At 63.2% G+C, this 13,273-nt stretch carries 9 protein-coding genes, 1 pseudogene and 1 riboswitch; of the genes and pseudogenes, 4 read left to right on the plus strand and 6 right to left on the minus strand.

Annotated elements, in window-relative coordinates; all coding sequences use genetic code 11:
• Positions 1-23: 23 nt before the first annotated feature.
• From JS536_RS11250 to JS536_RS11265, 4 genes are all read right to left on the minus strand, one after another.
• The gene (locus JS536_RS11250; RefSeq protein WP_240544378.1) at positions 24-737 is read right to left on the minus strand and encodes a TM2 domain-containing protein; all 714 of its coding nucleotides are present in this window, start codon (positions 735-737) and stop codon (positions 24-26) included.
• 159 nt (positions 738-896) lie between these two features.
• A complete protein-coding gene (locus JS536_RS11255) occupies positions 897-1,202 on the minus strand; it encodes a YhbY family RNA-binding protein (RefSeq protein WP_214303886.1) in 306 nt (101 codons plus the stop codon).
• A 216-nt stretch (positions 1,203-1,418) separates the two neighbouring features.
• A complete protein-coding gene (locus tag JS536_RS11260; protein ID WP_214356993.1) occupies positions 1,419-3,905 on the minus strand; it encodes an energy-coupling factor transporter ATPase in 2,487 nt (828 codons plus the stop codon).
• Positions 3,906-4,188: 283 nt separating this feature from the next.
• A complete protein-coding gene (locus JS536_RS11265; protein WP_214356994.1) occupies positions 4,189-4,860 on the minus strand; it encodes an ECF transporter S component in 672 nt (223 codons plus the stop codon).
• A 6-nt stretch (positions 4,861-4,866) separates the two neighbouring features.
• A riboswitch (FMN riboswitch) is annotated at positions 4,867-5,019 on the minus strand.
• Between the two features lie 115 nt (positions 5,020-5,134).
• On the opposite strand from JS536_RS11265, the gene JS536_RS11270 reads away from it, so the two are divergent.
• Positions 5,135-6,157 carry a glycosyltransferase family 2 protein gene (locus tag JS536_RS11270; protein ID WP_214356995.1) on the plus strand — a complete coding sequence of 341 codons (1,023 nt, stop codon included), beginning with the start codon at positions 5,135-5,137 and terminating at the stop codon, positions 6,155-6,157.
• Positions 6,158-6,483: 326 nt separating this feature from the next.
• On the opposite strand, the gene JS536_RS11275 is transcribed toward JS536_RS11270, so the two are convergent.
• Positions 6,484-7,269, minus strand: a complete 786-nt coding sequence (locus tag JS536_RS11275; RefSeq protein WP_214356996.1) for a nitroreductase family protein — start codon at positions 7,267-7,269, stop codon at positions 6,484-6,486.
• Between the two features lie 244 nt (positions 7,270-7,513).
• Between JS536_RS11275 and JS536_RS11280 the strand changes: the two genes are divergently transcribed.
• The 3 genes from JS536_RS11280 (at position 7,514) to JS536_RS11290 (ending at position 11,072) form a co-directional block, all read left to right on the plus strand.
• On the plus strand, positions 7,514-8,281 hold the full coding sequence (locus JS536_RS11280) for a polyphosphate--glucose phosphotransferase (RefSeq protein WP_214303724.1): 768 nt from the start codon (positions 7,514-7,516) through the stop codon (positions 8,279-8,281).
• Between the two features lie 437 nt (positions 8,282-8,718).
• Entirely contained in the window at positions 8,719-10,020 is a 1,302-nt protein-coding gene (locus JS536_RS11285; protein ID WP_214356997.1) for a pyridoxal phosphate-dependent aminotransferase, read from the plus strand.
• A gap of 257 nt (positions 10,021-10,277) precedes the next feature.
• A complete protein-coding gene (locus tag JS536_RS11290) occupies positions 10,278-11,072 on the plus strand; it encodes an energy-coupling factor ABC transporter ATP-binding protein (protein WP_214356998.1) in 795 nt (264 codons plus the stop codon).
• Positions 11,073-11,315: 243 nt separating this feature from the next.
• Here the strand turns inward: JS536_RS11290 and JS536_RS11295 are convergent.
• Positions 11,316-13,016 (minus strand): annotated as a pseudogene (locus tag JS536_RS11295) (aryl-sulfate sulfotransferase).
• Between the last annotated feature and the right edge of the window lie 257 nt (positions 13,017-13,273).

The raw sequence follows: 13,273 nt of genomic DNA on the forward strand, positions 1-13,273 counted from the left end.
CGATCGTAGCTACGGATTGACGGCTAGTCCGTCAGCTCCTGACCGTTGGCGTCCTTGTGCCACGGCGAGCCGTACTGGCTGGAGATGATGAGGATGCCCTCGACCAGACCCCAGATCGCGGCCGCGATCGGGCCGAGGCCGAGCAGAATCCAGCCGACCAGCGTGAGCAGCAGCTGTGCCACGGCCTTGCCCGTGTATCCCAGATAGAAGTTGTGCACGCCCAGGGAGCCAAGGAAGATGCCCAGGAGGCCGGCGGCCATCTTGGACTTGGTGGAGTAGCCCGCAGCGGGGTACTGCGGCGCGCCGTACGGGGGCTGGGGCTGCGTGTACGGATTGGCGGGCTGGGCGTACTGCGGTTGCGCATACTGCTGCTGGCCATAAGCCTGCTGGCCGTAAGGGGCGTTGGGCGCCTGCTGGCCGTACTGCGGCTGGGCGTAGGCGTTCGCCCCCTGAGCGTAATCCTGCGTGCCGGGCGCGGGCTGCTGGTAACCGTTCGGCGTGGCCTGACCGTAAGCGTTCTGGCCGTAGGCCGGCTGTCCGTAGGCTCCCGGCTGGGCGTAGGCGTTGGTCTGCGAAGCGTATTCGGTGCCGGCCTGTCCGTAGACGGACTGTTGCGGTGTGGCGTATCCGGACTGCGGCTGGCTGGCCGGGGCGTTGTATGTCGCGTTCTGCGAGGCGTCGGCCTGCGGCTGGTCGTCCGGATTGGCCGGAATGTATGGTTGTTGGTTATCGCTCATCGTTGGGTCCCTTCTCTGAACGAACGGCATCGGACCGTTGCTGTCCACCATCTTCTCACGTTTTGTCGAAGAGTGGAACCGTGCGGGCGGCGCGGGGCGCTTTCCGCATACGAAAAAGGCCTCCCACGCGGGAAGCCTTTGGACGACGATTCGTCGTGATTACTCGCGCACGAGCTTGATGTGCTCCACATCCTTGCGCTGGGAGCGGCGGTAGATCACGAAGCGGTTGCCGATGGACTGCACCACTTCGGCGTTCAGCTGCTCGGCCAGCTCCTCGGCCGCCTCCTTGGCGGTCAGACCGGAGCCGTCCTGCACGGCGCACTTGATGAGCTCGTGCTTCTCGATGGTCTCGTCGGCCTGCTTGATGGCGGCCTCGGTCAGGTCGTTCTTGCCCACGTAGAACAGGGGCTTCAGGGAGTTGGCCAGCGCACGCAGCTGCTTGATTTGCTTTTTGGTCAATGCCATGGGAATTCCTTACGTTTCGATAACCCCAACAGCATACCCGCCGGGCGCGTCATGCGGCACGGATGAGCCGTTTCGCGGCAGCGGGCCTGCGGACTATGCCATATGCCGCGGATTGTCTGCTGGCATCGCTCGCCATCGTATCGCCGCAACACAGGGCCGGCTATGAGAGCAGGGATTGCTCTCTACTGATGATGGTGTTACGGCATGATGATGGTTTTACAGCACCACAATCGCGGCGATATACGCGATCACCGCCGTGGCGAACACCGCATCGCGCAGGGCCGGGGCGAAGACCCGCCAATGCGTGCGGGAGATGCCCTCCTCATAGCAGCGCGCGTCCAGGGCGAGCGAGAGGTTATCCGCATGACGCAGCGTCCCCGCGAACACCGGCACGATGATGGCGCTCATCGCCTTGACACGCTGGGCGAGCGAACCGGTCTCGATGGATCCTCCGCGAGCCGCCTGCGCATCGACGATGGCGCGCGTCTCACCGGTCAGCGTGGGAATGAATCGCAGGGCAAGGCTCATCACCAGCGCAATCTCCTGCGTATGTAGCCCGAACCGGGAGAACGGGCGCAGCAGGGCCTCGAAGGCATCCGTCATGGCGGTGGGCGTGGTGGTCATCAGGAACATCGCACCCATGATGATGACCAGCGCGAAACGGCAGGTATACAGCACCGCGATGGTCGCGCCGTCATCGGTGATGCTCAGCGGTCCCCATGCGAGCAATGGCGTGCCGGTGCGCACCACCACCAGATTGCACAGGCTCATCAACGCGAGCAGTGCCAAAAGGGGGTGAATCGCGGCGAACACGCGAATCGGGTTGAGCCGGGCGGCGGCCATCACCGCCAACGTGAGCGCTATGCCCAGTGCCAGCTGTACGGGCGTGTTCACGGCGAACATCGTGAACATCGCGGCCAGGAAGCCCACCATCTTCACGCGCGGGTCCAGTCGGTGGATTGGGGAGCGACGGTCGCGGCCGGAATTGCCGGATGCCGCGGACGTGGGCTGTTTCGCGGTGTCTTCCGACGCTGCAATGTCTGAAAAGTCCGACTTACGTCCGCCGGTACTGCGGGCTGTCGGAGAATCGCCCATGGCGGTCCGCGGGATATTTGCTGGGGCTGCTGGGACTACCGGGGCTACTGGAGTGGCATCCATCGGCGTGGAAGCGCTCCGGGTCCTATCCTGTTGGCTGGTTTCGGCGGCGGCCGGCATGCGCACCACATGGTCGGCAAGGGCCTCGGCCTCCGCACGGTCGTGGGTGATGATGAGCATCGTGACGCCGCGCTTGCGTAACGTTTGCAACAACTCGTGAATGCGAGCCTTGGCATGCACGTCGAGACTGGCCGTCGGCTCGTCCATGATCAGCACATCCGGACGGCATGCCACCACGCCGGCGATGGCCGCAAGCCGCTGCTGGCCTCCGGACAGGTCGAACGGCGAACGGTCCGCCAGATGCTCGATGTGGAGCATCGACAGGGCCTCATGCACGCGCTCGTTGACTTCCGCTTCGCCCAGTCCCTGATTGCGCGGGCCATACGCCACGTCTTCTGCCACCGTCTCCGCGAACAGCTGATGCTCGGGATGCTGCATCACATATCCCACATGACGGCGCAGTTCCGCAAGCTGCCTGCGATTGGCGGGTTTCGGACGCGCCACGGGAATGCCGGCCACCTCGATGCTGCCGGAATCCGGCTTGGCCAGCGCACACAGCAAGCGGACCAGCGTGGACTTGCCGGAGCCGTTGGAGCCCATCAGCGCGATGGTCTCGCCCTGCTGAATGGAGAAGGACAGGTCGTCGATCACCGGTTGCTCGCCGCCCGCATACCGATAGGTCAGATGCGAGACGCGGATGGCCGGTGGGGGAGTGGCGTTTGCCGTCGATGTGGACAGGTAGGAAAGATCGCTGAGCAGTGGCAGCGAGGCGATCGGATGACTGCCGTGATGTAGGTCGTCTACGGCCGATGATTCCGCGGTTTTCGGGCATTGTGCGGCGGCGCTGCCGGGCGCATCCTTGATGATGTGGCCGGACCGCATGTGGATTACGCGGTCGGCGTGGCGCGTCTCGTCCGTGTGATGGGTCACGTGCACGATGGTGGTGCCGCGCTTCTGCAAGGCGTCCAGCACGCGCATCACCTCGGCCCGGGCGGTCTCGTCCAGCATGGCGGTGGGTTCATCCAGCACCAGCATGGATGGGTTCATGGCCAGCATGCCGGCGATGGCTGAACGCTGCTGCTGGCCACCGCTCATACGTGTGGGGTCGGCGCGGCGAACGTTCGCCAAGTCCACGGCTTCAAGGCTTTGCTGAATACGTTTGCCGATAATCGCGCGGTCAAGTCCGAGATTCTCCGGTCCGAAGGCCACGTCGTCCTCAAGCACGGTGGTGACGAGCTGGTCCTCGGGATTCTGGAACACCACGCCGATGCCGCGGCGGGCCGCACGGTATTCGGCCGCGTTCGGGCCGTCATCCGAGAAGACGCGATGACCGAGCAGCGTCACCTTACCCGCGTCCGGGGCGGTCAGGCCTGCGATGAGACGGGCCAGCGTGGACTTGCCGGAGCCGTTCGGGCCCACCAGGCACACACGCTCGCCGGCTTGGATTGTCAGCGAGACATCATCCAATGCCCAGGTGGAGCCGTGGTCGTAGCTGAAACGGATGTTCTTCAGCTCGGCGGCGGTGGGGGAGTGGGGAGAAGCGGTCATGTATCAGCAATCCAGGGGAATGTGTGTTGGGTAACGGGTTGTAAAAGTGAAAAAGCGGAATGAGGAAGATGTTTTTGGCTCCCCTCTCTGAGGGGAGCTGTCGAACGCAGTGAGACTGAGGGGAGCGGCTTCCGTGGTGCTCCCCTCAGTCAGCTTCGCTGACAGCTCCCCTCAGAGAGGGGAGCCAGGTAACGTCGCCATGTCTATTGCTCTTTTTATTGACGGTTTCCCGCAGCGAGATGAGCCTGAGCGGTGCGCGGCCGGTTGCGCCGCACGAGCGCACTCACTGCTGCTTGGCGAGCAGGTTGGAGATCGGCTTGTAGATAAGGAACGTCACCACGGCGTGAATCGCCATTTTGGCGATGTTGAACGGCAACAGGATTGGCACGATCATCGCGGCCACGGCGGAGACCGTCATGTGCGCGTAAATCGGCGTGACGATGAGGTTGCCCACGATCGCGGCCACGATGGCCAACACGGCGCCAGCCAGAATGCCGATCGCGGCGCCCTTGCGGGTACGGGCCTTGCGGTAGATGAGCGAAGCCGGCACGGACAGGCACAGCGCCACGAGCACTGCCATCAGAGTGCCCCATGGGTCGGCGAACACGTGCGGCACGAAACCGAGCACGGAGACGATCACCGCGGCGGACGGACCGTAGGCGAAGCCGGCGATGAGGCACACGATGCCGGACGGGTCGTACTTGAGCCAGGTCACGGGCGTGATCGGGAACTCGATGAAGCTCGTGACCATCGCCAGCGCCACGAACAGCGCGTACATGGCGATGCGGCGGGTGGACCAGCGGCCGGAATCGGCCACGCCGGTGTTGTGCGAGCCGAGCTTGCCGGCGGTAGTGCTGCCGGCTACCGCACCGGTCGAACCGGAACCTGCGGCACCTTCCGCGGCGGGCGCGACGGAACGGACGAATTGCATGCGGATACGCGAAGATACACTCATATTGAGTCCTCGTTTCTTCCATCCGGACTGTAACCGTTGGCTCCGGAATCCCACCGGATCAGCCGCTTTCACGGGTCGCGGGCTTCCCGCTCGCCCCGTTATGAATCCCGGGGTGCGGGTTACCGCCAGTAAGGAATTGCACCTTCCCTGAAACTGACAGGCCTATTCATACGCCATCCGCCGGACCAGCGCAAGCGGTGTTTCACTGTGAGACATATCTTGCGTTCGCCGTGCCATCGAGCACAGAGCCCGTTTGTGCCGGTCAAGTGCAACAATGGAGACCATGGCTGAAGTGAAGAACCGCAACAAGACCATCGAGAAACTCGCCCTGATCGTCACCACCTACAAGCGTCAGCAGCTGCTGAGCGTGCTGTTCGATTCGATTCTGGCGCTCGAACAGGCACCGTGGCGCATCATCATCGTGGACAACGAGCACTCCGACGAAACCGCCGGCATGGTGGCCGAGTTCGCCGGCAAGGTGACCGGCCAGTGGGGCACCACCGTGGCCGACCAGTCCGGCAACGAGGAGCGTGTGGTCTACGCGCCGCAGACCGAGAACCTGGGTGGTGCGGGCGGCTTCTCCGCCGGCGTCAAGAAGGCGTACGAACTCGGTGCCGCATGGTTCTGGGTCATGGACGACGATGTGGCCGTGCTGCCGGACGCCATCGCCAAGCTCGCCAAGTGGACGCCCCGCCATGAGGTGATTCAGGGCTCCCGCTTCGATTACGACGGCGGCCCGTTCTATTGGCAGTACGATTTCATCGTGCCGCTGGGCATTCCGAACCCCATCGCCCCGGCCGCGTTCGGTCCGGCCGGCTATCGCGTGATGGACACGTTGTGCTTCGAGGGCGGCCTGTTCAACCGCCGCGTGGTCAAGGAGATCGGCCTGCCCGACCCGCGCTTCTTCATCTACTGGGATGACACGATGTACGGCTACCGTGCCAGCAAGGTCACCAACCCGATCGTGGTGCCGGACGTGATCCTGCGTCGCACGCGCGAGATCGGCAACTGGGACATCGCCGGCGTGCGTCAGCTCAATTCCACGTCCGACATGAACCGCTACCACATCATGCGCAACCGCGGTTACATGGCCCGCTACTTCATGACGTACGGCGACTTCCGTCCGGCGCTGTTCGCGCTGGGCACCTGGCTTACGGCCGTCAAGGAGGTCATTCGTCTGGTGATGGTGGACCGCGAGCACCTGCGCACCGGTCTGGTCAAGATCGCCAAGGGCTGGTGGGATTCGCGCAAGCTGCTGCATGATCCCAACTGGAAGCCCATGCCTCCGCTGGAGTAGAAGACGTCCTAGTTTATGGCTCCCCTCGCTGAGGGGAGCTGGCTCGCGTAGCGAGACTGAGGGGAGCGCCCGTAATCCGAACGAGCGCTCCCCTCAGTCGTCTACGACGACAGCTCGTCCGACGATTACGGACGAACTTCGTTCGCGTTATGCTGGCTCGACCGTCGTCTCGCGCATTACCTAACAGCTCTGCTGTTTTGTGTCATGGCGACATCCTCAACGACGAGGAGCCTTTGCCGTGCAATCGTTCACCTCGCCACGCGCAGTTCGTCAGGCTGTTTGCCCCATGGCGATGTGTGAGGCAGGGGGAGCCGATGTGCTGTGGCTTACTTGTGAATGAACAGGCCGCCGTCGCCCCAGGCCCACTGGCCCTGGCCGGCGCCGATCTGGAAGTGCAGCTTGGCGATGCCGAGGTCGTTCAGCGCCCAATGCTCGTCGTCCGCGGCCGGGTCGATGTGCGCGGCGGCGGTGTCGTCGTCGGCGTTGTACGTGAAGGTGACCGGCTGGCGGTTCATCGCGCTCGGCGCCTTCATCGCGGCCTCCACACCGGCCTTGAACCATGCCGGCGCGGCTTCGTGGGCCTCGTCGCTCATCAGAGCCGTGAACTGCTCGTAGCTCTTGGACGGGCGATGCGTGCGCTGGATCTCGCACAGCTGGTCATAGGACTTCGCCTGGTATTCCAGATGGTTTTGCGGATGGCCGACCACCACGGCCAGGTACAGCTCCTGCGTGCCGGTCACGCGGCAGTGCCTGGCGGCTTCGGCACGATCCCACGAACCGGCCACCCACAGCGTGCCCAGTCCGCGCAGTGTGGCGGCGAGCACCACGCGCTCGGCATAGAATCCGGCGCGCTCCTTGGCCTCGTCGTCATCCTTCGGGCCCACGATGGCCAGATAGTTCGCGGCGTTCGTGAGGTGACCGGACGCATTGGCCTCGGCGAACACCTTCGGCTGGTCGCGCACCAGCTGGATGTTGAGATCGGCGAGCAGGTTGATGGGCTGAAGGGTCATTTCGAGCTGACGGGCCGTGTCGTCGTCGATCGGCTCGGCGTCATAGGCGCGCACGGCGGTGCGGATGTTGATTGCATCAATGAGTTGGGTATGTTCTGCCATGTCTCCCATTATCGCGCGGATTCCGGGCGAGCCTGCGTATTGGTCGCGCGATGCGGTTCGTTTCGTCCGCCTCATCGTTCCGATTCGCGCTGGGCGGCGAATCGCTCGTGTATCGGGGCGCGCAAACTACGTAGCTGATGCACACGATTGCAGTATACGGGCGAAATCTTTGGTGTCGCACTCCGGCCGCGTTAGACTGGGTGCACCAAACGAATCCTATTTTTCGGGAAAGGAAGGGTCAACGATGATTGAAACTGCACAGGCTTTTGGCGTCGACATCGGCGGTTCCGGCATCAAGGCCGCACCCGTGGACCTCACCAAGGGCGATTTCGCCGAACCGCGACTGAAGATCCTCACTCCTGAGGTCTCCACGCCGCAGGCCGTCGCCGCCATCGTCAAGCAGCAGCTCGACCACTTCGAAGTGCCGGAATCCGCTCCGGTCGGCATCGCCTTCCCCGCCCCGATCAAGCCCGGCAAGAAGCTCGACTTCATGGCCAACCTCGACCAGTCCTGGATCGGCGTGGACGTCACCGAGGTGTTCTCCGAGGCGTGCGGCCGCCCGGTCGTGGTGGTCAACGACGCCGACGCCGCCGGTCTCGCCGAAGTGCAGTACGGTGCCGCCAAGGGCCAGGAGGGTCTGGTGATCGCCACCACGCTCGGCACCGGCATCGGCACCGCCCTCATCTACAACGGCCAGCTCATTCCGAACACCGAGCTGGGCCACATCATCCTGAGCGCCAAGCACCTGGACGCCGAGAAGTACGCCTCCTCCGCCATCCGTGAGCAGGAGGAGCTCGGCTACAAGAAGTGGGCCAAGCGCCTGACCAAGTACTACGGCCTCATGGAGAAGTACTTCAACCCGGATCTGTTCACCGTGGGCGGCGGCGTGAGCCGTGTGAGCGAGAAGTTCCTGCCGTACGTGGACATCAAGACGCCGATCGTGCCCGCCAAGCTGCGTAACCAGGCCGGCATCGTGGGCGCCGCCTACTACGCCAGCACCAAGCAGCAGTGATGGCGTTCCGGTTCTGCTGAATGCGTTTCGACTCCCCTCTGGCTTCGGCCGGAGGGGAGTTTTTGTTGGCTTTGATACACCACGACTGTTGTGATTCAAAGAAGTTGGTTAAACCAAGATTGGCATGATCCGAAGGGACTACCCTCAGTCGGCTTCGCCGCCAGCTCCCCTGACAAGGGGAGCCGAGGGTGAGGGGCGGCGTACTTGGAGACGGCGCCGCTGGCTCCTCCGACAGAGGGAGTCGAAAACAAGGATTCATGTCGATCTTGGTTTGGCGGAGTTTTATTGTGATTTCGACTGAGTGGGGTTCCGAGATTGAGCTGGCTGAGGCTCCCCTCAGTCTCACTGCGTTCGACAGCTCCCCTCAGAGAGGGGAGCCTGAACCTGCTGCACCGGCGCATGGCCGCCGGGGAATGGCAGGTTCTATGGTGGAGGATATGACCGTGCATTTCTCCTCCCGAGTGGACATCAGTGCCCCGAACCCCATCGCAGCGGCCGAAGCACAGGCCAAGGCGGCCGGCATCGCACTCGGTAAACTCAACGATTCCAACCCCACGCGCCATGGGCTGGCCCCGGCATTGGTGCCGAGCGTGTACACCGCCGACCCTCGCGGACCGCGCCACGCGCGCGAATCGCTGGCTACGTTCCTGAGCGAGGGATGCGTTGCCGAAGCTGGAAGCCGCGCGGCGGAGTCGGGCAACGGTCCTGTGCCATCGGCGGGCCAGCAAGGCGCCGATTCATCGGAACCCAAGAAAGAGACGTCCACCGACCCCACTGCGGACGCGAAATTCCCAGCGGTTGCGGCCGACGACCTGTATCTCCTGAGCTCCACATCCGAGGCCTACTCCTGGCTCATCAAGCTGCTGTGCGACCCCGGCGACGCGGTGCTGGCACCCAAGCCCGGCTACCCGCTCATCGAATCCATCGCACGGCTCGAAGGCGTGGAGACGGTCGAATACCAGCTTCAGTTCGACGGTTCATGGTTCATCGACACCGCCTCCATCGCCGAACTGCTGGACCGTGCGGAAGGCTCGCGTATCCGCGCGCTGGTGCTTATCAACCCCAACAACCCGTCCGGCTCCTACGTCAAGCCATCCGAACGCGAGGCCCTGGTGCGACTTTGCCGGGAGCACGGCATCGCGCTCATCGCCGACGAGGTCTTCTACGACTATTCCCTCGAACCGTTCCCCGGCAATGCGCGATTGGCCGGCGAACCGGGCGTGCTCACGTTCGCGTTGGACGGTTTCTCCAAGATGCTTGCCGCCCCGCACGCCAAGGTCGGATGGATCCAAGTGTCCGGACCGTCCGAGGATGTGGCCGAGGCAAAGCGCCGACTGGACGTCATCGCCGACGATTACCTGCCGATGAGCGACATCATCGCCACAATGATTCCCGACCTGCTGGCCGTCGCCCCTGCCCAGACCGCGCGTACCGCCGAGCGCGTGCGCGGCAACTTCGCCCGACTGCATGAGCTGCTGGATGCTGATCCCAACGGTCTGGTGAGCGTGCTGCGCGCGGAGGGCGGCTGGAACGTGCTGTTGCGCGTGCCTTCGGTCATCGACGAGAACGAACTGGTGCTGCGCCTCATCACGGACCACCGACTGACCGGACAACCCGGCTACTTCTTCGATATGGAATCCAACGGCTACCTCGCCGTCTCGCTCCTGCCCGAACCTGGGGAATTCGAGCGCAACATCCGCGCCGTCCTCGACACGGTCGCCGCGCTGCTGGGTTGCTAGCGACCGTTTGGTGCCAGGAGATGCCGCCTTCTAACGCCAAACAATCGCAGATCGGCCTTTCAGCGAACGTTTCAGGACAGAAGAGCGGTCTTTCTATCATGAAACGTTCGCGAATCGGTCATATTGCGATCGTTTGATGATAGAAGGCATCGTTTTCTGTACTCAAACGATCTCCAGTGGGTCGAATCACGGCAGGTGGGTACCGGTACGCCTGCGGGGATGCGGCTGGCGGGGCATCCGGCACTACAATGGGCGGCATGGGATTCTCATTCTTCAAACCCAAGGAACTGCCGCGTCCGGCATCGCTGACCTTCACGCTCGATGGGGCCGGACACACCTATGACGATGGGCATGTCGGACTCGCGCCCACGTCGCTGACCATCAGCGAACAGCGCGTGGCCGTCATCGGGCTCAACGGCGCCGGCAAATCCACGCTGCTGGGACTGCTGGATGGTTCGCTCAAGGCCACCGCCGGCACCGTGACCATCACGGGCGGTGAGGAACGACTCGACCCGGCATCCAAGCGCGACCTCAAGCGTATCGAGGACTTGGTGGGCAAGGTGCGCCGCGAGGAGATCCCGAACAGCTTCTACCGTGCGGAGAACATCAGCGAGGCCGTTTCCGAGGCATTGAAGAAGCACAAGATCGCCGAGGGGGAGCGACATGCGCGCATCGGCAACCTGTTCGCGCACTTCGATCTGGCCCAGGTGGCCCGCGCCAAGGCCAGCGAACTGGACTCCGAGAAGCGGCATCTGCTGGCCATCGCCGCGGCGCTGAGCTTCAACCCGAGCGCCATCGTGGCGGACGAGCCTAGCAAGGGACTGGACGAGATCGGCACCATGCATGTGGCCAAGGCGCTGTTCAGCTACAACGAGCAGGTGATCTTCGCCACGCATGACACGGACATGATTCGCCGCCCCGAATATGCGATCGACCGCGTACTCGTGGTGGACGAGCACACGGTCGTGTATGACGGAACGCCGGCGGATGCCGTGGCGTTCTATGAGGATCTGATTCGCAAGCGGTATGAGGCGGCGAAGGCCGCGGCGTAGAGTTTTACGAATGGAATCGGCCTGGTGGCCGATGCTTTGCTTCCCGCGGTCCCTTGCAGGACCGCTCTTCTACTACCCTTCAGTCTCGCTTTGCGAGCCAGCTCCCCTGACAAGGGGAGCCAAGATCTACACATAAATCTCGGCTCCCCTTGTCAGGGGAGCTCCCGGCATGGGCCGGGTGAGGGGTAGTAGAAGAGCGGTCATAAGACCGCGGGGCTGCAGCATCGGTCGCAGACCGATTCCTTACGCGAAGTAGAAGCCGCGGAAGCCGTACTGGTAGACGCGGTAGATGTACGCGGTGCTCAGACCCATCTTGTACTGGGCTTTGAGATCGCCGGAATCGTCGTACACGCCGAACACGCCCTGCATGCCGGTGTCCACGAGGTTCAGATCGGCGTTGATCTCCTCGGCGGAGGAGACGTACGGCGAATACGGCACGTCGAACGACTGCACCTCGGTGTACGTGCCGGCGTTCTCGTCCACCAGGTACTTGCGGAACTGCGAGTTCGAGTTCTCATCCTTGGAGGACTGCGCGGTGGAGATGCCGTCGATCACGGTCCAATCGAAGTCCGGACGGGTCATGGCATAGCCGAAGTTGTTGTCGAACATGTAGATGTAGTACTGGCCGTCCTCCAGCGAGGAGTCGTACTGCACGGTGATCGAGTGCTGGCCGCCGGTGTCGCCGAAGTCGCCCACCTTGGTCAGGAAGGACTTCGTCTCGTCCATGCCGTCCCACACGGACTTCTCGCCGATCATGTAGTCGAGCGTGGGCGTGCCCTCGATGTCGTTCACCTTGATCATGGTGGAGGTCTCGCGCGCGGAGAGCAATGCGGAGCCGTCGTCCATGAGCTGGATGGTGTTGAAGTGGATCCAGTCCCAACGGTTCGTGGCGGTCGGGTCGGATTCGTCGATGCCGGAATGGTCGGTGGAGGCCTTGTATTCGGCGAACATCTCGCCGAAGTCCAGCAGCAGCGAGACCTTGCCGGTGGAGGTGTCCACCTTGATGACCTGATCCTGCACGGCATGGTCCTCGCGCTTGAGATCGGTGGCCAGGGAGACGATGTTGCCGTCCGAATCCAGCGCGTAGTCGTGGTGGAGGATGAAGCGGTCACCCAAGTCGATGATCTTGACGAGCTTGCCCAGTCGGTTCATGCCCACGAACGTCTTGGTGGAGGCGGAGAACCACATGAGGCCGTTGGAATCGAACAACAGACGGTGGGAACGGTAGTACAGGACCGGCACCTCGCCGCGAATTACGCCGTTCGCGTCGTAGTAGTACATGAAGTCCTGCTCGTTGGAATCATTGCCGAGGATGGCGTACAGGCCGTTGCCGAGCGCGGTGAGCGTGTCGTCGTCCGGGGAGACGGTCTACTCGAGACGGGTCTCCTCGGCGCCGAGCAGCTTCGGACCGGTCTTGGTGATCGTGCGCGTGGTGGTCTGGCCGTCGGTGTCCGTGATGGTCAGCGTAATGGTGTTCTTGACCTGGGGAATCAGGCCCAGCACCAGGAACTCGTGGGTGGTGGAGGCCAGCTCATCCTCGGACACATCCGAAGCGGCCTCGCTCTCCTCGGCGGCACTCGGGGTGATGGTGTCGCCGGTGGTGCTCGCGTAGGAGTCCACGGCGGAACGGATGGCGCTCGCGGCCTCGTCGCTGGTGACGGCGGTGGCCGTGTAATCCGGGTAGCCGTCCGCGGAGACCGTGTAGCTCACCGTGGAGGCCTTGTCCGTGGTGAAGTACACGTACATGGACGTGGTGTTGGTGCCGTACGGGTTGATCTTGGTGTAGATGTTGTCGACCGTGCGCTCCTTGGCGTCGCGCTCGCTGGTGAGCTGGTCGTCCATCATCTGCTGGTAATCGGTGGTGTAGACGCTTTCGATTTGGGCGTTGAGACGCTCCACGCGGCGCTCCTTGATGGCGGCGCTCACGTTGTCATTGGAGACCATGCACAGGCCCAGCGCGATGGCGGCCGTGGCGATGGCGGCGGCGACCTTGACGAGACGGCCGGAGACGGTGCGTTTGATGGCGGTATTGGACACGGGTGTTCCTTGCAAGTTGCGGCAAAAAGTGAACGATAAGTGAATAAATGCAATTCCACTTTATGCCTAGGCCTTGAGGAAAACGGCCGAATCACTGGGAATTCGCTGATGTCTGGCCGACTGTTTGGTGAAAACGGGTGGCTGTGGCGGGGGGATGGCAGGGA

Source organism: Bifidobacterium sp. SO4 (genome assembly GCF_018555355.1).
Classification (GTDB): Bacteria; Actinomycetota; Actinomycetes; order Actinomycetales; family Bifidobacteriaceae; genus Bifidobacterium; species Bifidobacterium miconisargentati.